Annotated in this window: 22 protein-coding genes; 15 read left to right on the top strand and 7 right to left on the bottom strand. The window is 68.5% G+C overall.

What is annotated here, in order from left to right; genetic code table 11:
- Positions 1 to 36: 36 nt before the first annotated feature.
- The 4 genes from pstA (at position 37) to phoB (ending at position 3,520) form a co-directional block, all read left to right on the top strand.
- A complete protein-coding gene (pstA, locus tag E4V01_RS10420) occupies positions 37 to 930 on the top strand; it encodes a phosphate ABC transporter permease PstA (protein ID WP_060771944.1) in 894 nt (297 codons plus the stop codon).
- A 39-nt stretch (positions 931 to 969) separates the two neighbouring features.
- Complete coding sequence (gene pstB, locus E4V01_RS10425) at positions 970 to 1,785, top strand: phosphate ABC transporter ATP-binding protein PstB (protein WP_060771945.1); 816 nt, start codon at positions 970 to 972, stop codon at positions 1,783 to 1,785.
- Positions 1,786 to 1,916: 131 nt separating this feature from the next.
- Positions 1,917 to 2,630 (top strand): phosphate signaling complex protein PhoU, encoded by a 714-nt coding sequence (gene phoU, locus E4V01_RS10430; RefSeq protein ID WP_060771946.1) that lies wholly within the window; start codon positions 1,917 to 1,919, stop codon positions 2,628 to 2,630.
- 185 nt (positions 2,631 to 2,815) lie between these two features.
- Positions 2,816 to 3,520 carry a phosphate regulon transcriptional regulator PhoB gene (phoB, locus tag E4V01_RS10435; protein ID WP_003600784.1) on the top strand — a complete coding sequence of 235 codons (705 nt, stop codon included), beginning with the start codon at positions 2,816 to 2,818 and terminating at the stop codon, positions 3,518 to 3,520.
- Between the two features lie 228 nt (positions 3,521 to 3,748).
- On the opposite strand, the gene E4V01_RS10440 is transcribed toward phoB, so the two are convergent.
- Entirely contained in the window at positions 3,749 to 4,288 is a 540-nt protein-coding gene (locus E4V01_RS10440; RefSeq protein WP_060771947.1) for a GcrA family cell cycle regulator, read from the bottom strand.
- Positions 4,289 to 4,798: 510 nt separating this feature from the next.
- Here E4V01_RS10440 and E4V01_RS10445 point away from each other — a divergent pair.
- Complete coding sequence (locus E4V01_RS10445; RefSeq protein WP_135298292.1) at positions 4,799 to 5,665, top strand: cell envelope integrity EipB family protein; 867 nt, start codon at positions 4,799 to 4,801, stop codon at positions 5,663 to 5,665.
- Positions 5,666 to 5,675: 10 nt separating this feature from the next.
- Here the strand turns inward: E4V01_RS10445 and E4V01_RS10450 are convergent, their stop codons facing one another.
- The gene (locus tag E4V01_RS10450; protein ID WP_135298293.1) at positions 5,676 to 6,953 is read right to left on the bottom strand and encodes a DNA polymerase IV; all 1,278 of its coding nucleotides are present in this window, start codon (positions 6,951 to 6,953) and stop codon (positions 5,676 to 5,678) included.
- Between the two features lie 56 nt (positions 6,954 to 7,009).
- On the opposite strand from E4V01_RS10450, the gene E4V01_RS10455 reads away from it, so the two are divergent.
- Both E4V01_RS10455 and E4V01_RS10460 read left to right on the top strand, forming a co-directional pair.
- Positions 7,010 to 7,831 carry a cobalt-precorrin-6A reductase gene (locus E4V01_RS10455; protein WP_135298294.1) on the top strand — a complete coding sequence of 274 codons (822 nt, stop codon included), beginning with the start codon at positions 7,010 to 7,012 and terminating at the stop codon, positions 7,829 to 7,831.
- Between the two features lie 151 nt (positions 7,832 to 7,982).
- Complete coding sequence (locus E4V01_RS10460) at positions 7,983 to 9,440, top strand: cobyric acid synthase (protein ID WP_135298295.1); 1,458 nt, start codon at positions 7,983 to 7,985, stop codon at positions 9,438 to 9,440.
- A gap of 94 nt (positions 9,441 to 9,534) precedes the next feature.
- On the opposite strand, the gene E4V01_RS10465 is transcribed toward E4V01_RS10460, so the two are convergent.
- Positions 9,535 to 10,527, bottom strand: a complete 993-nt coding sequence (locus E4V01_RS10465; RefSeq protein WP_193763188.1) for a DUF3616 domain-containing protein — start codon at positions 10,525 to 10,527, stop codon at positions 9,535 to 9,537.
- Between the two features lie 192 nt (positions 10,528 to 10,719).
- On the bottom strand, positions 10,720 to 11,718 hold the full coding sequence (cbiB, locus tag E4V01_RS10470; protein WP_135298297.1) for an adenosylcobinamide-phosphate synthase CbiB: 999 nt from the start codon (positions 11,716 to 11,718) through the stop codon (positions 10,720 to 10,722).
- 26 nt (positions 11,719 to 11,744) lie between these two features.
- On the opposite strand from cbiB, the gene cobD reads away from it, so the two are divergent.
- Entirely contained in the window at positions 11,745 to 12,740 is a 996-nt protein-coding gene (cobD, locus tag E4V01_RS10475) for a threonine-phosphate decarboxylase CobD (RefSeq protein ID WP_135298388.1), read from the top strand.
- Here cobD and E4V01_RS10480 read toward each other — a convergent pair.
- The gene (locus E4V01_RS10480; protein WP_135298298.1) at positions 12,733 to 13,917 is read right to left on the bottom strand and encodes an MFS transporter; all 1,185 of its coding nucleotides are present in this window, start codon (positions 13,915 to 13,917) and stop codon (positions 12,733 to 12,735) included. The two genes, cobD and E4V01_RS10480, sit on opposite strands and share 8 nt — an antisense overlap.
- A gap of 406 nt (positions 13,918 to 14,323) precedes the next feature.
- On the opposite strand from E4V01_RS10480, the gene E4V01_RS10485 reads away from it, so the two are divergent.
- The 3 genes from E4V01_RS10485 (at position 14,324) to E4V01_RS10495 (ending at position 16,620) form a co-directional block, all read left to right on the top strand.
- On the top strand, positions 14,324 to 14,527 hold the full coding sequence (locus E4V01_RS10485; protein ID WP_060771954.1) for a hypothetical protein: 204 nt from the start codon (positions 14,324 to 14,326) through the stop codon (positions 14,525 to 14,527).
- Between the two features lie 191 nt (positions 14,528 to 14,718).
- Entirely contained in the window at positions 14,719 to 16,128 is a 1,410-nt protein-coding gene (locus E4V01_RS10490) for a malonyl-CoA decarboxylase (protein WP_135298299.1), read from the top strand.
- Between the two features lie 135 nt (positions 16,129 to 16,263).
- Positions 16,264 to 16,620, top strand: coding sequence for a CsbD family protein (locus E4V01_RS10495; protein WP_060771956.1), 357 nt, complete (start codon positions 16,264 to 16,266; stop codon positions 16,618 to 16,620).
- A 154-nt stretch (positions 16,621 to 16,774) separates the two neighbouring features.
- Here the strand turns inward: E4V01_RS10495 and E4V01_RS10500 are convergent, their stop codons facing one another.
- Complete coding sequence (locus E4V01_RS10500; protein ID WP_060771957.1) at positions 16,775 to 17,560, bottom strand: 3-hydroxybutyrate dehydrogenase; 786 nt, start codon at positions 17,558 to 17,560, stop codon at positions 16,775 to 16,777.
- A gap of 214 nt (positions 17,561 to 17,774) precedes the next feature.
- Between E4V01_RS10500 and E4V01_RS10505 the strand changes: the two genes are divergently transcribed.
- The 4 genes from E4V01_RS10505 to rplS all read left to right on the top strand — a co-directional run bounded on the left by E4V01_RS10505 (position 17,775) and on the right by rplS (position 21,590).
- A complete protein-coding gene (locus E4V01_RS10505) occupies positions 17,775 to 18,728 on the top strand; it encodes an acetyl-CoA carboxylase carboxyltransferase subunit alpha (RefSeq protein WP_182567907.1) in 954 nt (317 codons plus the stop codon).
- Entirely contained in the window at positions 18,725 to 19,438 is a 714-nt protein-coding gene (locus E4V01_RS10510) for a DUF1796 family putative cysteine peptidase (RefSeq protein WP_135298300.1), read from the top strand. Before E4V01_RS10505 ends, E4V01_RS10510 begins: the two co-directional genes overlap by 4 nt.
- Positions 19,439 to 19,585: 147 nt before the next feature.
- Positions 19,586 to 20,986 carry a L,D-transpeptidase family protein gene (locus E4V01_RS10515; RefSeq protein WP_135298301.1) on the top strand — a complete coding sequence of 467 codons (1,401 nt, stop codon included), beginning with the start codon at positions 19,586 to 19,588 and terminating at the stop codon, positions 20,984 to 20,986.
- 196 nt (positions 20,987 to 21,182) lie between these two features.
- Positions 21,183 to 21,590, top strand: a complete 408-nt coding sequence (gene rplS / locus E4V01_RS10520) for a 50S ribosomal protein L19 (protein ID WP_056198127.1) — start codon at positions 21,183 to 21,185, stop codon at positions 21,588 to 21,590.
- Positions 21,591 to 22,436: 846 nt separating this feature from the next.
- Here rplS and E4V01_RS10530 read toward each other — a convergent pair.
- Complete coding sequence (locus E4V01_RS10530; protein WP_060771961.1) at positions 22,437 to 23,633, bottom strand: lytic murein transglycosylase; 1,197 nt, start codon at positions 23,631 to 23,633, stop codon at positions 22,437 to 22,439.
- Positions 23,634 to 23,762 lie beyond the last annotated feature (129 nt).

The raw sequence follows: 23,762 nt of genomic DNA on the forward strand, positions 1-23,762 counted from the left end.
CCGATCGAACCGCCGTCAGCCTCGGAAAGTCGAGCCATGGACGCCAGCACTCCCTTCGCGACGGCCGACCACTCCCCGCGGGCGAGCCGGGTGCGCTCCGGCCGCCGGATCGCCGACCGCATCCTGATCCTGGCAAGCACGCTCGCGACGCTGCTCGGCATCGTCGTGCTCGGCTCGATCCTGCTGATGCTCATCGTCGAGGGCGTGAAGGGCTTCACCCCCACCCTGCTCACGGCGCCGACGCCGGGGCCGGGCTCCGAGGGCGGCGGCATCGCCAACGCCATCCTCGGCAGCCTCGTGATGACGTTCATCGGCATCGTCATCGCCACGCCGGTCGGGCTGATGGCCGGCACCTTCCTCGCCGAGTACGGCCGCACCTCGAAGATCGCGGACATCATCCGCTTCCTGAACGACGTCCTGCTCTCGGCGCCCTCGATCCTGATCGGCCTGTTCGTCTACACGCTGATGGTGCGCCCGATGGGCACCTATTCCGGCTGGGCCGGCGCGGTGGCGCTCGCCATCATCGCCACCCCCGTGATCGTGCGCACCACCGAGGACATGCTGCGCCTCGTGCCGGGCCAGATGCGCGAGGCCGGCGCCGCGCTCGGCGCGCCCCGTTCCCTCGTCATCCGCGCGATCACGTGGCGGGCGGCGAGCGCGGGTATCGTCACCGGCATCATCCTGGCGCTCGCCCGCATCGCTGGCGAGACCGCGCCGCTCCTGTTCACGGCGCTCAACAACAACAGCTGGTTCAACGCCAACCTGCTCGGCGGCGTGCCCAACCTTCCGGTGATGATCTACCAGTTCGCGCTGTCGCCCTACCCGAACTGGCAGAGCCTCGCCTGGGCCGGCGCGCTTCTCATCACCGTCACCATCCTGGCCCTGTCGGTGGTGGCCCGCCTCGTGATCAAGGACCAGCGGGCGCGCTGAGGCGGCCCCGGACAGACCTCCTACCAGCGAGACAATTCGATGAGCGCCTCCCCCGCGATCCGCAGCCAGTTCGAAGGCCGAAGCCCGGCCGACGTCAAGGCTCCCGTGCGCATCGCCTGCAAGGACCTCAACTTCTACTATGGCAGCTTCCATGGCCTGAAGGACATCAACCTCAATTTCCGCGACCGGCAGGTGACCGCGCTGATCGGTCCCTCGGGCTGCGGGAAGTCGACGCTGCTGCGCACCTTCAACCGGATCTACAGCCTCTATCCCGAGCAGCGCGCGGAAGGTGAGATCCTCCTCGACGGGCAGAACGTTCTGGACCCGAAGATCGATCTCAACGAGCTGCGCTCGCGCGTCGGCATGGTGTTCCAGAAGCCGACCCCCTTCCCGATGTCGATCTACGACAACGTCGCCTTCGGCCTGCGCCTCTACGAGAAGCTGCCGAAAGCCGAGCTCGACGTGCGCGTTGAGGAATCCCTGCGCAAGGCCGCGTTGTGGGACGAGGTGAAGGACAAGCTCAAGCAGTCCGGCACCGGCCTGTCCGGCGGCCAGCAGCAGCGCCTGTGCATCGCCCGCACCGTGGCACAGCGCCCCGAGGTGATCCTGTTCGACGAGCCGACCTCGGCCCTCGACCCGATCTCCACCGGCCGCATCGAGGAGCTGATCGAGCAGTTGCGGACCGAGTTCACGATCGTCATCGTGACCCACAACATGCAGCAGGCCGCGCGCATCTCGCAGTTCACGGCGTTCATGTATCTCGGCGAGCTGATCGAGTTCGACGCGACCACGAAGATTTTCATGAATCCGTCCAAGCGGCAGACCCAGGACTATATCACCGGCCGCTTCGGCTGAGATCGGCTGCGACTGCACCACAGCCGCAGCCCCCCTGTGCCCTCGTTGAGATGCATCCTCTTCGGCCGGACCCGTGTCCATCGCAGCTTGAGAGCGCTCTCGTCCGACCGCCTGATCGGGAAATTCGCGACATGGCCGACCATATCGTCTCGTCCTACGACACCGACCTTGAGAACCTGCGCCGCACGATCGCCGAGATGGGCGGCGTGGCCGAGAAGATGATGACGGATGCCACCGACGCGCTGGTGCGGCGGGATACCACCCTCGCCCAGGCGGTGATCGTCGCCGACAAGCGCCTCGACCTGCTGCAGCGGGAGATCGAGGAGCGTTCGGTTCTCCTCATCGCCCGGCGTCAGCCGCTGGCCATCGACCTGCGCGAGACGATCTCCGGCATCCGTGTCTCGGGCGACCTGGAACGGATCGGCGATCTCGCCAAGAACATCGCCAAGCGCGTCGTGGCGATCAGCGATCAGGCCCAGCCGCAGAAGATCGTGCTCGGCGTCCAGCACATGAGCGACCTCGTTCAGGAACAGCTCAAGGACGTGCTCGATGCCTATGCGAGCCGCGACGTGACCGCCGCCCGCGAGGTTTGGGAGCGGGACAGCGCCATCGACGCGCTCTACAATTCACTGTTCCGGGAACTCCTCACCTACATGATGGAGGATCCGCGCAACATCTCGTTCTGTACGCATCTGCTGTTCTGCGCCAAGAATGTCGAGCGGATCGGCGATCACACCACCAACGTTGCCGAAACCATCGAATACCTCGTCACCGGCGAGCCGCCGACGGCTGAGCGGCCCAAGAACGACGCTTCGAACTACGCGACGATTACGCCGGGCGCCTAGCGTATCGTCCCGAAAGGTGGTTGCCGGCTTTCGCAAAAAAGATGATGCGAAAACAAGAGCCTCGAGCATCGTCCGGGATCAGGTATCCAGGACGATGTTCGAGGGTTTCCGGGCAGGCGCGGCGATCAAGAGACGTTTCCCGCCCCTCGTTCGAGGGCCGGGCGTGACGGATGGAAAGACGGGCGATGACGAGTGCGCACATCCTGATCGTCGAGGACGAGGAATCGCTGACGACCCTGCTGCGCTACAATCTCGAAGCGGAGGGGTTTCAAGTCGATGTCGCGGTTCGGGGCGACGAGGCCGACCTTCGCCTGCACGAGACGACGCCCGACCTCGTCCTCCTCGACTGGATGGTGCCGGGACTCTCGGGGATCGAGCTGTGCCGGCGCATCCGGGCCCGCCGTGAGACCGAACGCTTGCCGGTCATCATGCTGACCGCCCGGGGCGAGGAGACCGACCGCGTGCGCGGCCTCTCGACCGGCGCCGACGACTACGTCGTCAAGCCGTTCTCCGTGCCGGAACTGCTCGCCCGCGTCCGTGCGCTCCTGCGCCGCGCCAAGCCCACCCACGTCTCCGACATGCTCGTGGCCGGAGACATCGAGCTCGACCGCGTCAGCCATCGCATCCGCCGGCAGGGCCGCGAGATCCATCTCGGACCGACCGAATTCAAGCTGCTCGAATACCTGATGCAGAGCCCCGGCCGGGTCTTCTCGCGGGAGCAGTTGCTCGACGGTGTGTGGGGCCACGACGTCTACATCGACGAGCGCACGGTCGATGTTCATGTCGGCCGCCTGCGCAAGGCGATCAACCGCCCGCGCCAGAGCGACCCGATCCGCACCGTGCGCGGCTCCGGCTACTCGTTCGACGAGATGTTCGCCGGAGCGGAGTGAAACGGTTTCCGTCCCATGACCGGGTGAGCTCTATCGCCCAGCGTGCGGCGTTTGAGGAGGGCACCCCTCGCGCCAGCGCGGTGGGATCCCGCCGAAGTCCAAATCCGCCATCCCGAAGGGATCAACCGGATTTGGTATGAGGCGCGGTTTTGCGGGTCGGGCAACGCCCGTCACCGCTCGGCAAACGCCCGTCATCGCGGGCGTGCCCGGACGTGCTCCTCGACGTTTCTAGCGGAAGCCGGCGACGCGGCGGTCGCGCTTGCGCTCGGCGGCCGGCTGATAGGCGATCTGCGCGTGCTGGGTGCAGTACGGGAGGCCCGTGATCGCGCGGCCGCCGCAGAAACGGAAGTCCGGAGAGGTCGGGTCGCCCATCGGCCAGCGGCACATCGACTCGCGCAGGTCCATGATGGTGACCCGCTCGGAAACCGCGAGGGCCACCGGCTCCGGAGCAGGCTTCGACGGCAGCGGGAAGTCCGGTACGGGCCTGTGCGCCACGATCGCGGGCGGTTCCGGCAGCGTCGGCTCCTCGACGACCAAGACCTCCATCTCGACCTCGGCGGCCAATCCCTCCCGGCGACGTCCCTGCGACGCCGCCCCCATCGATTTGACGCGACCGGAGAGGCCGAGGCGATGCACCTTGCCGATGACCGCGTTGCGCGAGACGCCACCGATCTGGAGGGCGATCTGGCTGGCGCTCAGGCCGTCGTCCCACAGGCGACGAAGCAGCTCCACGCGCTCATCCGTCCAGCTCGGGACCGCTTCCGTCATTGTCCCCTCCACGTCGAAACATCCTTGAGCGCGAGACCGGGCGACAGCGCGGCGCTGCAGCCGCGCATGGCGACAACAGGCATGGCCAGGGCCCGCGATCCGGCCCTGCACATGTCGGTTAACAGACGCCAAAGATGCCGTTGGCGACGCTGTGGAGACTACAGGACAGCTCGACCGCGGAGCAAGGGTCCGCGCGTCTCACGGTCCGGTTTCCCCCGGCAATCAGACCGTGAGACGCCTGAACCGATCGGACCTGATGGTCCCACGAGCGAATCCTTCGGCACCCGTTAACGCGTTGCGTAAACTTGGTCTTTTTCGCGCATGCGGATGGGGCGAGGGCTGCCTTGCCGGGCTGCCGGGCGGTTGCGCGGACGGACGAGATGTTCGCTGTCGCGTCGGGAGCGCGATCGAAAAAGATTGTCCGGACGGACGGGATGACTATGTGACGGACGTCATCCGCCGGCCTGCCGCCGGTGGACAACCGACCGTCAGCGGATTTTGGGAGATCGCATGCGACTGCGCCTCGCGCCGGCCCTTTTCCTCCTTGCCGCGATGCCGGGAAGCGCGATGGCCGCGGGGCCCGCTGCGCCGGTTCCGAGCGAGGCCGCCATCCGGCTTGCCAACCACCGCGCGGTCTACGATCTGTCGCTGGCGCGCTCGGAGGGGACGCGAGCCGTCGAGGGCGTTCGCGGGCGCATCGTCATCGATTTCTCGGGCGACGCCTGCCGCGGCTACACCATGCAGACGCGTCAGGTGACGATGCTCGATTCCGGCGAGTCCGGCGACCGCACCTCGGATCTGCGCAGCACCACCTTCGAGAACGGCGACGGCAAGAGCTTCCGCTTCCGCACCACGACCATCCTCAACAATGCGCCCTCCCCGGCCGTCGACGGGACGGCGGAGGCGGCCGATGCGCTCAAGGTGAAGCTCAAGGAGCCCAAGCGCGACCAGTTCCAGGCCGAGGGTCCGGTCCTGTTTCCGATCCACCACATGATCCGCCTGATCGAGGCGGCCAAGGCGGGTGAGACGACGGTCTCGGCCAAGGTGTTCGACGGCTCGGATGACGGGCGCAAGGTCTACGACACGCTGGCCATCATCGGCCGCCCGAATGCCGCGCCCGCCGCCGACACCGAGCGCGACAAGCCGCTGCGCGAGGGCGTTCACGGCACCCTGCGCCGGTGGCCGGTCACGCTGAGCTACTTCACCGCCGGCGTGGGTGAGCGCACGCCGATCTACACCCTTACCTTCGACCTCTACGAGGACGGCGTCAGCGGGCGGCTGCACCTCGATTACGGGGATTTCGCCATCGACGGGAATCTGACGCGGCTCGACCTCGCCAAAGCCGACCCGAAGGCCGAGGCCGGCTGCAAGAAGTAGCCGCCGCGCTTCAGGTGCGCCGCCGCTCCGGCTCGCCGGTGAAGACGAGGCCGCGCTGGATCGCGGCATTGCCGAACTTTTCCCGCAACCGGTCGAGCGCCGCCTCGCGGCGGGCGACGCGCTCGATGCCCTGATCGGCGAGATCGCCGCGGTCGGCGTGGATCGCGCCGCAGAGATCGCCGCCGCCGATGCCGATCAGCCGGAAGGCCGTGCCGTCGCAGGCCGCCCGCAGCATCGGCTCGCCCTCCCGGAAGAGCCGGTCGGCGAGTTGGGTGGGTTTCAGGCCGCCGCGGGTGCGGGTGCGCAGCCGGAAGCGGGCGTCCTTCAGCTTCAGCGTGACGCTGCCGGCGGCGAGTTCCGCCCGCTTGAGCCGTGCCGACACCTTTTCGCAGAGCTGCCAGAGGATCGGCCGCAGATCCTCGAACCGGGTGAGATCGGTCGAAAAGGTCGTCTCGGACGAGACGCTCTTGGCTTCCCGGGTCGGGCGCACCGGCCGCCGGTCCCGGCCGGCGGCGAGATCGATGAGACGCAGCGCATCCCGTCCGAGAGAAGCTTGGAGACGCACCGAGTCGGTGCGTGCGATGTCGCCGACGCGGTGGATGTTGAGTGAAGCGAGGCGGTTTCGCGCGCTCTCGCCGATGCCGGGCAGGATACCGACCGGCTTGTCGGCGAGGAACGTCGCGGCGTCCTCGCCTGCGATGATCGAGAAGCCGCGCGGCTTGTCGAGGTCCGAGGCGATCTTGGCCAGGAACTTGTTGTCGGACAGACCCACCGACACGGTGATGCCGACCTCCGCCTCGACCCGTGCGGCGAAGCGGGCGAGCGTGAGTGCCGGGCTCGTCCCGTGCAGGCGCTCGGTGCCGGAGAGATCGAGGAACGCCTCGTCGATGGAGACGGGTTCCACCAGCGGCGTGAGCGCCAGCATCATCGCCCGCACCTCGCGCCCGACGCGGGCGTACTTCTCCATATCCGGCCGCAGCACCGTGGCGTCGGGGCAGCGCTTCAACGCCTCGAACATCGGCATCGCCGAGCGCACGCCGGAGATCCGGGCGAGATAGCAGGCGGTGGAGACGACGCCGCGCTTGCCCCCGCCGATGATGAGCGGCTTGTCGCGCAAGGACGGGTCGTCGCGCTTCTCGATCCCCGCGTAGAAGGCGTCGCAATCGACGTGGGCGATGCTCAAGGTGTCGCGGGCCGCGTGCGACAGCAGGCGCGGCGAGCCGCATCCGCGGCAGCGCAGTGCGCCGGCGGCTTGCATCGTCAGACAATCGCGGCAGAAGGGTCTCACGTCGAAAACCTCGCCCGACCTTTGCCGGGCTGATCCGGGCGAGTCAGGTTGTACGAATGTCCGGAGCCGCCGACCAGGGTTCTGCCGCGCGTCATCCCACGCCGAATCCCGATGCAGCGCCCCTGCGCATCCTCGTCCTCGGCGGCACCACCGAGGCCAGCGCGCTCGTCGCCGGGCTGGCGCGGGAGCCGGACGTCTCGGTGACGCTGTCGCTGGCCGGCCGCACCGCCGCGCCGCGGCCCGAACCGGTGCCGACCCGGATCGGCGGGTTCGGCGGTGCGGAGGGGTTGGCGCGGTGGCTTGTCGGGAACGGCATTGAGGTGGTGATCGACGCGACCCACCCGTTCGCCGCGCAGATCTCGGCCAATGCGGCCGAGGCGTGCAGAGCCGTCGCGGTGCCTCTGCTCGCGGTGCGTCGCCCGGCCTGGGAGCGCGCGCCCGGCGACGACTGGATCGCGGCCGCGAACGTGCCGGCCTGTCTTGACGCGCTCGGGGCCACACCGAGAACGGTGTTCCTCACCATCGGCCGACAGGAACTCGCCGCCTTCGCCCGCGCGCCGCAGCACGCTTATGTCGTGCGCACCATCGAGCCGGTCGGCGACGCGCTGCCGGTGCCGAACCTCGTCACCGTCAGCGCCCGCGGCCCCTTCACGCTGGCGGACGAGATCCGCTTCATGCGCGAGGCGCGAATCGAGGTGCTGGTGACGAAGAATTCTGGCGGCGCGGCGACCTATCCGAAAATCGAGGCGGCGCGCCGGCTCGGCCTTCCCGTGGTGATCGTCGACCGCCCCGCCCTGCCGGATGTGCCCGCCATCCCCGATGCCGCGGGTGCGCTTGCCTGGCTGATGGCACGGCGCAGCGAGCGCAAAGCGCCGTAAGAGTGCCTCACGAAACGCCCGATCACCGATCGTCTCCGTTCTGGGCACGGCGGCGCAGCGGAAGTTTTGTGAGAGACACGCAATCGGCTCGACGCCGCCCGGCCCCGATGCCATGCAGCGGGATGCCCGCGCCTCGACCGAAGAACCACCGATGACCCGCGCCCTGATGCTCCAGGGGACCGGATCCGATGTCGGCAAGTCGCTGCTGGTGGCCGGCCTCGCCCGTGCCTTCACCCGGCGCGGCCTGACGGTGCGTCCGTTCAAGCCGCAGAACATGTCGAACAACGCCGCCGTCACCGCCGATGGCGGCGAGATCGGCCGGGCCCAGGCGCTCCAGGCCCGCGCCGCGCGGGTCGCGCCCTCGGTCCACATGAACCCGGTGCTCCTGAAGCCGCAGAGCGAGGTCGGCGCGCAGGTGGTGGTGCAGGGGCGGATGATCGGCACCGCGCGGGCACGGGAGTACCAAGCCTGGAAGCCGCGCCTGATGGCCTCCGTGCTCGAGAGCTTCGAGCGGCTGCGCAGCGAGGCGGACATCGTGCTCGTGGAGGGCGCGGGCTCGCCGGCCGAGGTGAACCTGCGGCAGGGCGACATCGCCAATATGGGCTTTGCCCGGGCGACGGGAACGCCGGTGGTGCTCGTCGGCGACATCGATCGGGGCGGCGTCATCGCCAGCCTCGTCGGCACGCAGGCGGTGCTGGAGCCCGACGATGCGGCGATGATCCGCGGCTTCATCGTCAACCGCTTTCGCGGCGACCCGACGCTGTTTGCCGACGGCATGGCCCTGATCGCCGCGCGCACCGGCTGGTCCCCGCTCGGCCTCGTGCCGTTCTTTGCCGATGCCGGCCGCCTGCCGCCGGAGGATGCGGTGGCGCTCGATGCCCCTCAAGCGCGCCGCGACGGCGCCTTGCCGCTGATCGCGGTGCTGCGCTTTCCGCACATCGCCAATTTCGACGACCTCGACCCGCTGCGGCAGGAGCCTGGCGTCGCCGTGACCTTCGTGCCGCCCGGCGAGCCCGTCCCGGCGGACGCCGATCTCATCATCCTTCCGGGCTCCAAGACCACGATCGACGATCTCGAATGTCTGCGCGCGGAAGAATGGGACATCGATATCCGCGCCCATCTGCGCCGCGGCCGTCGCGTGCTCGGGCTCTGCGGCGGCTACCAGATGCTCGGCCGCTCCATCGCCGATCCGCAGGGAATCGAGGGTGCGCCGCGTGACGTGCCGGGTCTCGGTCTCCTCGACGTCGAGACGGTGATGACGGGCGAGAAGCGCCTCGTCGCCGCCACCGGCACGACGCTCGCGGATGGCGCGCCGTTCTCCGGCTACGAGATGCATGTCGGCGATACGACCGGGCCGGACACCGCCCGACCCCTGCTGCGCCTGGCCGACGGGCGGGTCGACGGTGCCGTCTCAGGCGATGGGCTCGTGACCGGCACCTATGTCCACGGCCTGTTCGCCGACGACCGCCAACGCGCGGCCTGGCTCGCCCGGCTCGGCGCCGCGCCCGGCCTCACCCGCTACGAGGCCGGCATCGAAGAGGTGCTCGACCGCTTCGCCGACCACCTCGAAGCGCATCTCGACTGCGACGGACTGCTGCGCCTGCGCTGAGTGTCTCTCACGAAGCTCCCGCCGCGCTGTCATCGCCACAGCGCGAACGGTCAGAGACCGGGAGTTTTGTGAGGCACGCTGAGAGGCACGTCCGCTACGGCGCCGACATCAGCGTGGCGGGCACCTTGTAGACGCGCGGCCCGCCGTTCCGGAGGCTGTCGAAGAAAACCAGCACGCGGTTGGGCCCGATCACGGTCACCGCCTCGGCCTTCCCGCAGCGCTCGGCATCGTCCATCTCGTCCAATTGTCCGAGAAGCTGAGGCGGACCACCCTTGCCCGGGTCGAACAGGAAGAGCTTGTAGGCAACCTTGGGCTGCTCCTGGGCCGGCCCGGTGAGCACTAGCAGGCGCCCGTCTTCGAGGGCCGCGAGATCGCGGATCCCGGCATCCTTGCCGACTTTGATTGGGATCGTCCGCGTCTTGCCCTGATAGGCTTCACGTCCGTCCGCGAATAGGGCATCGATCTCGGCCTCGACGATAAAGGCCTCCTCATCGATCGTCGGTGCGCGCAAGCCGGCGTAGAGGCGGTCCTTCACCACGGCGATGCCCTCGATGTTGAGGCCGTTCGCCTCAGTCAGGCTCTGGAGGAAGAAGGGCTTGACCCGGTCCGCACCGGCCAGAGCCTCGGCGAGGCGATAGGTGGTCTCGACGGCCGCCTCCGGCTTGTCCTCGTCCTCGACGTCGGGCTTGCCGTCCTCATCGACGCGGAGGCGGGCGAGGATCATCGCCGAGGTGTTGAGCGTGTCCTTCTTGCGACCGCAGCCGTGCGAGCCGACGACGTAGAAATACGGCTTCCTGTAGGCCACCCCCTCCCCGTCGAACTCCTTGAATTTCGCGGCGCTCTTGTCCGGGCATTGCCTGCCGGCAGGCATCGTCCCGCGGGTTGCCGCGTCGGGTGACTTACCGATGAGATTGATCGTCTTCTTGGGGTCGATGCTGCGGTCGTCGATGGTCAGGAACTGCGCCTTGCGGCCCTCGTCGTTGATGACGAGGCAGCGCCGCTTGCCCGAATCCCGCAGCATGCAGGCGATACCGCTGATGTCGTAGGCCGCTGCGGCCTCGTCATCCTTTTTGCTCGCGCCTTTCAAGTCATCTTTGAAGGTATATGGCTTGCTCTCAGGTTCCAGAATTCCGTCTCCGGCGCGTGCCGAGATGACGCCCAATCCGAAAGAAAAAGCAAGATAGATGCCGCTTGCAAGGCGCATGGCCGCAATCTCCTATCTATTTCGGATGGTCTGTATTCGATACTCTGTCGCCGCAATTTTAATAGTGAGTGCTCGTCAGACAATGTAAAACCAAATCCCAGCGCCGGCAATGACCAGCGTGAATTGAAGCGCGCAGGCCGTCCGATAGAGCTTCAGCGCGCGCACGATGTCGTCGGGGTTGGCCTCGGCCCGCCCGTCGCCCATCCAGGCATCCTCGACGCGGGTGTCGCCGTAGATGCGTGGGCCCGCGAGCCGTAACCCCAATGCGCCGGCCATGGCCGCCTCGGGCCAGCCGGCATTGGGCGAGCGGTGGCGGCCCGCGTCGCGGCGGATTGCCCGCCACGCACCCGTCGCGGAGACATCCCGGCTCAGGGCCGCCGCCGCGATCAGCAGGAGGGCGGTGAGCCGCGAAGCGGGCAGGTTCACGAGGTCGTCGAGACGGGCGGAAGCCCAGCCGAACGCCTCGTAACGGGGGGTCCGGTGGCCGACCATGCTGTCGGCGGTGTTGATCGCCTTGTAGAGCGCGCCGCCCGTGAGCCCGCCGGCGCCGATCCAGAAGGCCGGCGCGACGATACCGTCGGAAAAGTTCTCGGCGAGGCTCTCGATCGCGGCCCGGCACACGGCCGCCTCGTCGAGGCTTTCAGGGTTTCGGCCGACGATCATCGACACGGCGGTGCGCCCCCCGGCCAGCCCCTCCGTCCGCAGGGCGGCGGAGACACGCCGGACATGGACGAACAGGCTGCGCTGCGCCGGCAGGCTCGCGGCGAGAATCGCGAGGACCATCAGGCCGAACCCATGGCCCGTGAGCGCGGCGAGCGCCGTCAGCCCCAGGGTGACGGCGGCCACCGTGGCGAGCAGTACGATGAGAGCCAGGAGGCCGCCGAGCCGGCGCGTTCGCGGCGTGCCCCGGTTGAGCCCGCGTTCGAGCGCGGCGATCAGCCCGCCGATCCAGGTGACAGGATGGCCGAGCGCCCTGTAGAGGCGGTCCGGATAACCCGCCACGGCCTCGATCAGCAGGGCGAGGGCCAGGATGCCGAGGGTATCGGGCGGATGGGTCAGGGCGATCCAGGACATCGTTGGCAGGGTCGGTGCAGGGCGGGATGGGCGGACGCGAGGTGCTGACGGACGGTTCGCGCGACGGGATTGCGCATGGCGGCGATCTCGACGCGGCCCGCCGGCTGTTTCCGGGGGCGCCCGAGCCGTGGATCGACCTTTCCACCGGTATCAACCCGGTGCCCTATCCGCTGCCGCCCCTCATAGCCAGTGCCCTTTACCGCCTGCCCTCCCCCGCCGACCTTGCCCGGCTCAAATCCGCGGCAGTGGCGGCCTACGGCGCGCCGGGTCCGGACCATGTCGTCGCCGCGCCCGGCACGCAGATCCTGATCGAGACCCTGCCGCGGCTCCTGCCGCCCTCCCGCGTTGCGGTGGTCGGCCCGACCTATGCCGAGCACGCCGCCGCCTGGACCCGCTCCGGCCATACGGTGCGGATGGTGACCGACGCGCGCGAGGTCGAGGGTGCTGAGGTCGTGGTGGCGGTCAGCCCCAACAATCCCGACGGGCGCGTGCTCTCGGCTGAGGCGCTGGCGCGCGTCGCCGGGGGAGGTCTCGTCGTGCTCGATCAGGCCTTCGCCGATCTGGAACCCGTGGAGGCCGCGCGGCCGGGGCCCGGCCTCGTGATCCTGCGCTCGTTCGGCAAGACCTACGGACTCGCGGGCCTCCGGCTCGGCTTCGCGCTCACCGAGCCGGCGCTGGCGCGGCGCATCGAATCCGCCCTCGGTCCGTGGGCGGTCTCGGGCCCCGCCATCGCCGCAGGCTGCGCGGCGCTGCCGGATGCCGCGTGGCGCCGCGAAGCCGCCGCCGCCCGGGCGAAAGACGCAGGCCGCCTCGACCGGATGATCGGGCGGGCCGGCGGACGAATCGTCGGCGGGACGGCCCTGTTCCGTACGGCGGATTTCCCGGACGGGCCTGGCCTGTTCCGGGCACTCGGCGAGGCCGGGATCTACGTGCGGCGCTTTGCCGAAGCGCCGGAGCGGCTGCGCTTCGGCCTGCCCCCGGATAAGGCGGCGTGGTGCCGCCTCTCGCGGGTGCTCAAGTAGGCTGGGATCGGCCGCCCAGCCAGGAGACGGCCAACGCGGCGAGCGCGAAGGCGCCGCCGACGGCGCAGACGCCGGGCCAGCCCGCGAGGAGGAAGGCGCGCGAGCCGAGGAAGGCGCCGGCCGCCCCGCCGATGAAGACGGCGGTGAACAGCACGGTGTTGACGCGCCCGCGGGCGCCCGGCGCCAGGGCGTAGGCGCGGGTCTGGTTGGCGATCAGCGCGCCGTTGATGCCGATGTCGAGGAGCAGCACGCCTGCCGCGATGGCGAGGAGCGACACCTCACCGGCCAGCGCCAGCACCGCGAAGGCCGCCGCGACCAGGGCGCTGCCGACGATCACCACTGGCCGGGCGCCACGCCGGTCGCTGTAGCGGCCGGAATAGGGAGCGATCAGCGCGCCTGCGACGCCGATGACGCCGAACAAGCCCGCGCCCGCCGCGGTGAGATCGAAGGGGGGCGCCTCGACGAGGAGGGCCAGCGTCGCCCAGAACGCGTTGAAGCTGGCAAACAGCAGGGCCTGGGACAGGCTGGCGTTGCGCAAGATCGGCTGGCTGCGCACGAGATGCAGCAGCGAGATCATCAGCGCGCGATAACGCAGGCGCTGCTTCGGTGCGCTGCGCGGCAGCGTGCGCCACGCGACCGCCGCCATGGCGACAGCGAGGCCGGCTGCGGCGAAGAACACCGCGCGCCAGCCGAACTGCGCGCCGACGAAGCCGCTCGCGGTGCGGGCGAGCAGGATGCCGGAGAGCAGGCCGGTCATGACGCCGCCGACGATCCGTCCCCGGCTCGCATCGGGCGCAAGCTCGGCGGCGAAGGGCACCGCCTGCTGCGCGGCGCAGGCGAGTACGCCGATGACGAGGCTGGCCGTCGCGAGCACGGTGAGATTCGGGCTGAGCGCGGCGACGACCAGGGCGACCGCCAGCCCCAGCAACTGCCACACGATGAGGTCGCGCCGCGGCAGGGCATCGCCGAGGGGCACGAGGAACAGGATGCCCAGGCCGTAGCCGACGAGGCTGGCCGTAGGCACGAGCAGGGCCGCCCGCTCGCCGAACTCGGCAACGAGGACCGCGAGGAGAGGCTGATTGTAGTAGATGTTGGCGACGGCCCCACCCGCAATCAGGGTGAGCCCGACGCGCGTCGTGGGGGATAAGGCGCGGTCGCCGCCCGCTTCACGGCTCATCGGTGCGCTGCCCGCATCTCGGAGGGCTGGGACGGAGAGGCATCGAGGGGCAGGACAAACGGCATGGACCGCCCCATACGGCAGGCCGCAGCCGAACCGCCAGCCCTGACGACACAACGAGGCGTAGCCGTCGCGCGGCAGAATGTCCTGTTTCGCTCCGACGGCCTGCCGAAACGCACGGTCGAAGACCGTACCCTCGCCACGGTCGAATGCGGAACGGACGTCGTGCCGAGGACATACCGACGCGTGATGGTAGCATCCCTCAAAAGACGGCCTATATGAACAATTGTAAGAAAAACACACAGCCTTTGCAGCAGCTTGGCCGGGCAACCATTTACAGATGGGCGCGTGATGGCGCACATTTTCCCCGGGTGGCCGGCCGCCGCTTCAAGATGAGGAGTCGTGTATGCCGAATTACCGCGTCCACTTCGCGAAGCAGATCCTCGGAGTGCCCTTCACGGTCGGCTTCGTCGAGATTTCTCGCGCGCGCGATCCGGAGCGCGCCCTGAAGGCCGCGGAGATCCGCTTTGCCCGCTCACGCGGCGTGAACGACTGGCGCGAGCGCGCCGATACGGTGGATCTCGCGCCGCATGCGGAAGCGCAGTTCTAAGGGCGGCCGACGGGTCGGCCTCGGTCGACCATGGCCTGCCGGCGCAGCGCGATTCGCTCAGGGGAATGGTGTTCCCGGCGGAGCCCCCGCATGCTTCCCATATCTGGCGCCGAGGCGGTGTAGGCTCTAGGTTCCGGTAACGGCCGAGCCTTGTCTGCGTCGGCTCGGCGGATCCAAGGGCTTGTTCGGTCATGGCGGCGATCTCGTTCCTCGGCGATCTCATCCAGACCATCAGCGACCGGGGCCGGGATCTCATCGGCTTGGCCCGCTCCGATCTGGCGCGGACGGCGAGCGCGGCCGACCTGACCCGATTCTGCGAAGACCTGATTTCCCGTCGCGGCGAAGCCTCGGGTGTCGCGCTCGCCCGCTTGATCCTCGATCGCTACGCCGCCTTTCCCCTTGAGGACCGGCTCGCCTTCCTCGAACTCATCGCCACCGAATTCGGCGCCGACCATGATGCGGTCGACGCGGCCATCGCCGCTTACCGCGCTGACCCGACGCGGGCCCGACTCGGTCTGTTGCACGTGGCGGCCGAGCCGCGCTCTCAGGAACTGATCCGGCGGCTCAATCTCGCCCGCGGTGGCACCCTGGCGCTGGTGCGGATGCGCGAGGATCTGTTCACGCTACGCAAGCGCCTGAAGGATCGGGAAGCCGCCCCGGAGACGATCGATGCGGCGGTGAGCCTCGATAGCGATTTCGAGCACCTGTTCGCCTCTTGGTTCAACCGGGGCTTCCTCGTTCTGCGCCCGATCGATTGGTCGACGCCGGCCGACATCCTCGAGAAGATCATCCGCTATGAGGCGGTCCACGAGATCGCCGATTGGGACGAGTTGCGCCGCCGCATCCAGCCGACGGACCGGCGCTGCTTCGCCTTCTTCCACCCGGCCCTGCTCGACGAGCCGCTGATTTTCGTCGAGGTGGCGCTCACCAACGCCATCGCCCCGGCGATCCAGCCGATCCTGGCCGACGGGCGCGAACCGGTGCCCGCGCGGAGCGCCACGACCGCGATCTTCTACTCGATCTCGAACTGCCAGAAGGGTTTGGCCGGCGTCACCTTCGGCAACTTCCTCATCAAGCAGGTGGTCGAGGATCTCGCCCGTGAGATTCCCTCGCTGAAGACCTTCGTCACCCTCTCGCCCGTGCCCGGCTTCCGCACTTGGCTCGACCGGGAGCGTGGCGCCGACGCGCCGCAGGGCCTGACGCGGGAGGATGTGGAGGCGCTGCGCCTGCTCGATACCGAAGATTGGCGCAGCGACAAGACGAAGTGCGAGGCGGTGCGGCGCGCCATGCTGCCCGCGGCGGCCGCCTATTTCCTGCGCGCCAAGAACGAGAAGGGCCGCCCGCTCGATCCGGTGGCCCGCTTCCATCTCGGCAACGGCGCGCGGCTGGAGCGGATGAATTTCCTCGGCGACACCTCGAAGAAGGGCCTGCGTCAGTCCTACGGGCTGATGGTGAACTACCTCTACGACCTGTCGGCGATCGAGAAGAACCACGAGACCTACGTCAATCTCGGCACCGTCGCGACCTCCTCGGCGGTCGGCCGCGAGCTGCGCTCCAACCTGCCGCCGCCGCGGGCGGTGGTGCTGGCGGAGGCGGGCTGAGTCGTTTCCTCAGCGGGACGGGGGACGCCGCTTTTTCGCTGCGGCGCGGGACCGATTCCTTCCTCGAACGTTCTCCTGTCCGATGCCCGCCCGAACTCTCAAGGCGGCGGGCCTGACAAAAGCAGGAGTTCCGCCATGGTTGATACGGATCGCATCGTCGGCACCGCGAAGGATCTCGGCGGGCGGGCGCAAGGCGTGGTGGGCGATGCGCTCGGCTCGGACCGGGATTCGCTGGAAGGCCGTTACCGGGAAGCCGAGGGCCGCGCGCAGCGCATCTACGGGCAGGCCAAGGACACCGTGCGCGACATCGCCGACGATGTCGGCGGCTATGCGGAGGACGCCTATGACCGCGTCAGCCGTAACGGCGGCACGTATCTGCGCGATGGGCGCGAGCGGGTCGAGACGCAGGTTGGGGAGAACCCGTTCCTCGCTCTCCTGATCGCCGGCGCGGTCGGCTACGGCCTCGCCCTGCTGCTGCATTCGCGCCGCTGAGCGAAACAGTTCGGAGCGCGGCGCTCGATCATCGTCCTGGACACCTGATCCAGGACGATGATCGAGGCTCTCGCTTTTGCATCATCTTTTTCCGAAAGCCGGCAACCACCTTTCGGGACGATGCTGTCGCGTCGCGCTCTCCCGTTCGTCGGTGCTACTGCGCCGTCCACCCGCCATCCATCGCGATGTTGGCGCCGGTGATCTGGCTGGCGCTGTCCGTGCACAGGAACAGGGCGAGCGCGGCCACCTGATCGATCGTCACGAATTCCTTGGTCGGCTGCGCCTTGAGCAGAACGTCCTCGATCACCTGCTCCTTGGTGAGCCCGCGCGCCTTCATCGTGTCCGGGATCTGGCTCTCCACCAGCGGGGTCCAGACATAGCCCGGTGAGATGCAGTTCACGGTGATCCCGTGGGTGGCAAGCTCGAGCGCCGCCGTCTTGGTGAGGCCGACGACGCCGTGCTTGGCCGCGACATAGGCCGACTTGTAGGGCGAGGCGACCATCGAGTGCGCCGAGGCCGTATTGATGACCCGGCCCCAGCCTTTCGCCTTCATGTGCGGCACGGCCGCGCGCAGGGTGTGAAAGGCCGAGCTGAGATTGAGCGCGATGATCTGGTCCCACTTCTCGACCGGAAAGTCCTCGATCGGCGAGACGTACTGGATGCCCGCATTGTTCACGAGGATGTCGATGCCGCCGAACGTCTCGACCGAGAGTGCGATCAGCCCGCCGATCTCGTCGGGCTTGGTGAGGTCGGCGGGCGAGTAGACCGCCTTCACGCCGAACTCGCTCTCGATGCCGGTTCGCGTGCGCTCGATCTCCTCGGGCTTGCCGAAGCCGTTGAGGACGATGTTCGCGCCGTCCTTGGCGAAGCTCTTGGCGATGGCGAGGCCGATGCCGCTCGTCGAGCCGGTGACGACGGCGGATTTCCCTTGCAGGCTCATGAAATTCCCTCCGCTTCACGGGCCGCGCGGCCCCTCACGCCCCACGACTTGCCCCAATGGTTCGGCGAAGTCGATCTTGCTGCGCCGCACGCGCTGACGCTAAGCGGCGGTTGACACCTATGCCCGCTTCCCTGAACACCTCGCGCCGGTCGCAGGGCGCCGGGCGTGTGCACGGCTGCCGAGCAAAAAGTTGGACCGACGATCGATGGCGGTGATGCGCTCCTATCTCGACTTCGAGAAGCCCGTGGCGGAACTCGAGGCGAAGCTCGAGGAACTCAAGGCCCTGGGCCAGCGCGACGGCGCGGTCTCGATCAGCGAGGAGGTCGGGCGCCTGGAGGGCAAGGCGGCCCAGGCGCTCGCCGAAATCTACGCTGCCCTCACCCCCTGGCAGAAGACGCAGGTCGCGCGCCATCCGCAGCGGCCGCATTTCGTCGATTACTGCGCCGGGCTGATCGAGGAGTTCACGCCGCTGGCCGGCGACCGCACCTTCGGCGAGGACGAGGCGATCATCGGCGGCTTCGGGCGCTTTCGCGGCCGCCCGGTCTGCGTCCTCGGCCAGGAGAAGGGCGCGACCACCGAGGCGCGGCTGCGGCACAATTTCGGGATGGCCCGGCCGGAGGGCTACCGAAAGGCCGTGCGCCTGATGGAGACCGCCGACCGCTTCGGCCTACCGGTCCTCGCCTTCGTCGACACCGCCGGCGCCTTCCCCGGCATCGAGGCCGAGGAGCGCGGCCAGGCCGAGGCGATCGCCCGTTCCACGGAAGCCTGTCTGGCGCTCGGCGTGCCGAACGTCGCCGTCGTTATCGGCGAAGGCGGCTCGGGCGGGGCCATCGCCATCGCCACCGCCAACACGGTGATGATGCTGGAACACGCCATCTACAGCGTGATCTCCCCGGAGGGCGCCGCCTCGATCCTCTGGCGCGACCAGGGCCGGGCGCACGACGCCGCCACCGCCATGAAGATCACCGCGCAGGATTTGCTGCGCCTCGGCATCATCGATTCCATCGTCCCCGAAGCCACCGGCGGCGCCCACCGCGACCGTCAGGCGGCGCTCAACGCCACCGGTGACGCCATCGCCCGCGCGCTGGCCGAGTTCGAAGGCTTGAGCCCGGACGAGGTCCGCGACCGGCGCGCGCAGAAGTTTCTCGAGATCGGCCGCAAGCTGTGAAACGGGGGCTCGGCGCGGGCCTGCTGAACGGCCTGCGCCGCCTCGGCCGGCGCGACCTCCGCGAGCCCGGCGCCGTCAACCACATTTCGCTCGGCAGCCACTGCCATACCGCGCAGATCCTGAAGGGGCTCGATCTGCGCACATGGTCGGCGCCCTTCGACTGGATCTTCTCGTCGCCGGGAATGGTCCGCGATTGCCTCGCCGACGACTTTTCCGATCTGCTCGACCGGCGCCACTACGAGAGCACGCCCCTGCATGAGCGGCAGGCGCCGAACGAGACGCGTTGCCGCCATCTCCTCTACCGGGATCGGCACGCGATTCCGTTCGTGTTCAACCACCACGACCCGGCGGCCAGCGACGAGGATTACCGCTTCCTGCAAGCCGGCGTGCGGCGGCTGCGTGCGGCACTGGACCGGCCCGGTGCCCGCAACCGCTTCTACCTGATGACCGCCCTCCCCACCGAGGCGGCGACGGTTCGGGCGATCCGCGATGCGCTGACGGCGCGGGGTGCGGACAATCACCTCCTGATGCTTCAGCTGCACCAGGGGGAGAGCCGGACAGTGAGCGTGCTCGCGCAGGAGCCGCATCTCGACTGGCTCCGGATCGAGATTCGTTCGCCATCGGTCGGTGTTCGCTTCGCCGATTCCGCCGATGACGCCTTCGTGAAGGTTGTCATGCGGGAGCACAGCCCATTTCCCGCGGAACCGTGACGGATTTGCAACGCCTGTCCACAATGTGGATTGCTGCCTTGCGGTAAGTTCTGGGTAAGCTTAGCGAGGCTATAGGGTTCGGGGAGTGACGTCCGCAAAAGGGCAGGAATTGCCCTGCGGGCGAGGACACGTAAGGACGGGTTCCCCATGGCTGTGCGTCCGTTTGTGGCGGCTGCTGCCGTCGCTCTGGCGATGACCCTCGGTGCCTGCCAGGACAGCGCCATGCTCGGCGGCGCTTCGACCCGCAGCCTGACACCGATTCCCCCGCAGACGCTCGCACTCATGCAGACCAAGGGCATGAGCCAGACCGACCCGATCCTGATCCGCGCCTTCAAGAAGGAAGCGGAGATGGAGGTGTGGAAGCGCGGCGCCAACGGCCAGTACGCGCTGCTCAAGACCTTCCCGATCTGCCGCTGGTCGGGCCAGCTCGGCCCCAAGCTGAAGCAGGGCGACCGGCAGGCGCCGGAAGGGTTCTATGCGATCACGCCGGGGCAGATGAACCCGAACTCCAGCTACTACCTCTCCTTCGATGTCGGCTACCCCAACGCCATCGACCGGGCCAAGGGCGGCACCGGCAACTACATCATGGTGCACGGCACCTGCTCGTCGTCGGGCTGTTTCGCGATGACCGACGCCTCGATGTCGGAGATCTACGCCATCGCCCGCGAGGCCTTCAACGGCGGCCAGCGCGCCTTCCAGTTCCAATCCTACCCCTTCCGGATGACGGCCTCGAACATCGCCAAGTTCCGCAGCGACCCCAACGCGCCGTTCTGGAAGAACCTCAAGGAGGGCTCGGATTATTTCGAGACCCTCAAGGAGGAGCCGCGGGTCGCGGCCTGCGGCACCAAATACGTGTTCGGCGGGGCCGACGTGGCGGCGGGCAACTGCACGCCGCGGGTCGATCCGCTGGTCGCCGAGAAGCGCGACCGGGACAGCCACGAGGTTGCCGAGCTGATCGCCAAGGGCACGCCCGCGACCCGCGTCGTCTACGATGACGGCGGACAGAACCCGGTCTTCCGCCCCCAGAAGCCGGAAGGGCCGACCTTCGCCAGCCTGATCGAGAACGAGAAGGAAAAGGAGAAGGAGAAGGAGCTCGCCTACACGGCCAAGGAATACGGCCGCTATCACCTCGGTGACGTCAGCCGGCCGGAGAGCCTCGCGCTCGGACCGAACGAGTTCGAGGTCGATGCCAAGGGCAAGCCCGTCCTGATCGCCGCCGCCGACGCCCCCGGCCCGACCAAGGCCGCCGCCGCCCGTAAGGAGCAGGCCAAGGAATCGGCGAAGCCGACGACGGTGGTCGCCGTGCAGGAGCCGGCCAAAGCGGCTGAGAGCAAAGCGGGTCACGCCAAGCCCGGCTCGGCCAAGCCGCCCCGCGTCACCGTGGCCGACGCGGACGGCGATGTGAGCGCCTTCAGCAAGGTCCTGGGCAAGAAGCCCGGCAAGGACGAGAAGGCCGCCGAGGTCTCCAAGCCCGAGACACACAAGTCCGAGGCCCCTAAGGCGAAGCCGCAGGCCGCGGTCACGACCACCGGTTCCCTCCGGAACTGATCGCCCCTGACGGATCGCCGGCGACCGGGAGCGTGATCGTATCGTGACGCTCCCGCTCGGGTGATCGCGGCAGCCGGGCACGATCCCCATCGACAAGGCGGCGGGCATCCTGTACAGCCCCGCCCAACTCACAACAGGATGCCGAAATCCTGACGCCCGGACTTTACCGGACGGGCGCTAACGGCCGGAGCCTTTCATGAACATCATCGAGCAGCTTGAGCGGGAAGAAGTTGCCCGCCTCGCCAAGACCATTCCGGATTTCGAGCCGGGCGACACGGTCATCGTCAACGTCCGCGTCAAGGAAGGCGAGCGTACCCGCGTCCAGGCCTATGAGGGCGTCTGCATCGCCCGGAACGGCGGCGGGCTCAACGAGAGCTTCACCGTCCGCAAGATCTCCTACGGCGAGGGCGTGGAGCGCGTCTTCCCCGTGCACTCCCCGATGATCGATTCGATCAAGGTGGTCCGCCGCGGTAAGGTCCGTCGCGCCAAGCTCTACTACCTGCGCGATCGCCGCGGTAAGTCGGCCCGTATCGTCGAGCGTTCGGACCGCTCCGAGAAGGCCGCCAAGGCCCAGAAGGCCGCTGCCGCGACTGCCGCGGAGTAAATCCCCTCTAAGAGTGGTCCTACGGGGCCGCTTTTACCGATGCGCCCGTCCCGAGAAGATCGGGGCGGGTTTTTTGTTTTGTGTTTCCATGCACCTATGGAGAGAACCGGTACGGGCAGCCGGTGTGGCGTCCATCACAGGTCGATCTCCGATCCGGAGCCGAGCACGGACGCTTGTCGATCGCCGTTTCCGGACGATGCGACGGAGCGCGGCCTGCGCGCTGTTCTCACGCGGATCGGGGGGCATTACCCCACCCGCGAGATCTTCCCACTCGGAAGCCGAGCCCGAGGAACGTATCACGCTGACAGCGACGCCGAGCGCAGCCGTATCTCGGGCGAGATCGCCTTCGACATTCTGATGGAAACCGGGCTGCTCGTTCAGGCCGTGCCACTCTGGGAGCGCGAATGGCGCCATCGCCATTGCCTTCATCGGCGAGGCCAAGCGAGCGCCGGCGGCTCGGCTCCTTCTCGAAGTCGGCGATACCGAAGGCAGTTGCAGCCGGGCCTATCACGCCATGTTTGACGTCGCGTGAGCTTCGTTGATGGCGACCAGTCATCTTCGCGGCGGGATGACGATCAAGACGCAGGCCGGAGTGGTTGCCGCCTTCGGCCAAGCGTTGATGCAAACCGGTCAAGTCGATGTCCGCGTTGGATGGCGCTTTCAATCGACTTCAGGACGTTCGCATCCGCGCCGATGACATGGCCGGAGCACCCTTGGCCGAGGAAGCCGATTGGGCTCTCGCTCAGGCCGAGGGGTTCGTCCGGACGATGCGAGAACGGTTCCTCCCGGATTGACGCCGGATCGTATGCGCAGCCAAGGCCGACGATCCGGCGCGCCGGGGTACCGTTACCCCCGCCGCAACGCCTCCAGCACCTTTCCGCCCGGTCGCCCGGTGGCCGGCATGCCGAGTTGGCGCTCGATCTCCTTGATCGCCTCGCGGGTCTTGGAGCCGACCTTCCCGTCCGGCTCGCCGACATCGTAGCCGCGGGCGGTCAGGCGGGTCTGGAGGTCGCGGCGCTCGGCACGCGAGAGCGGCGGATCGTCGGTCGGCCAGTCGGCCTGGACGCCGGGGCGGCCCCGCAGGCGGTCCGAGAGGACGGCGATGGCCAGCCCGTAGGACTCGGCGGCGTTGTAGGAATAGATCGCGTCGAAGTTCTTCGTCACGAGGAAGGCCGGGCCATTGATGCCGGCCGGCGCGATGATGCCGGCGGGCCCCTCCCCCGTCAGCGCCTTGCCATCGACGCGGGTGACGCCGAGCGAGGCCCAATGGCCGACGGCGTGCTTGTTCTTGCGGCCCGCAGCGGCGACGTTGAAGCCGCGCGGCAGCCGCACCTCGTAGCCCCAGGGCTGCCCGTTCGACCACTTGGCGACGCGCAGGAAGTTGGCGGTGGAGGCGACCGCGTCGGCCACCGAATCGACCACGTCGCGCCGCCCGTCGCCATCGCCGTCCACGGCGAGACGCTGGTAGGTGGTCGGCATGAACTGCGTCTGGCCGAAGGCGCCGGCCCAGGAGCCGGTCAGCCGCGAGGCCTCGATGTCACCGCGCTCGATGATCTTCAGCGTCGCGATCAGTTCGCTGCGGAAGAAGTCGCGACGGCGGTTGCTCGAACAGGCGAGCGTGGCGAGGGACTGCACCAGCGGCATCTTGCCGAGGTTCTTGCCGAAATTGGACTCGACGCCCCACACCGCGGCGATGGTGTGACGATCGACGCCGTAGCGTGCCTCCGCGTTCGCCAACGCCTGGGCATGCTGGCGCATGGCCGCGCGCCCGTCCTCGACCCGCTCTTCGTCGACCAGCGCCGACATGTAGTCCCAGATCGGCGTCTTGAATTCCGGCTGCGCCTGGGACAGCTCGATCACCTTGTCGTCGTAGGCGATGTTGGCCGTCGCGGCGCGGAAGGTCTGGGCCGAGACGCCGGCCCCGGCGGCCTGCGCCTGGATGCCGGCAAGGCAGGATTGGAAGTCGGCTCGCGCGGGGCCGGCGAGAAGGCCGCTGGCAAGGGCAAGCCCGATCAGGCTGGCGCGGGTGGCTGGCGTCGGCATGGGTCGGCGCTCCGTCAGAGTTCGGGGAGTCTCTCGCGCGATTCAGGCGATACGAGGGTTAACGAAAGGTGAGGACCGGGGTGCGACGGAGTCACGGCACGGGGCGCGGCATTGACCGTGCCGGCGTTC

Source organism: Methylorubrum sp. Q1 (assembly GCF_004683995.1).
Lineage (GTDB): Bacteria > Pseudomonadota > Alphaproteobacteria > Rhizobiales > Beijerinckiaceae > Methylobacterium.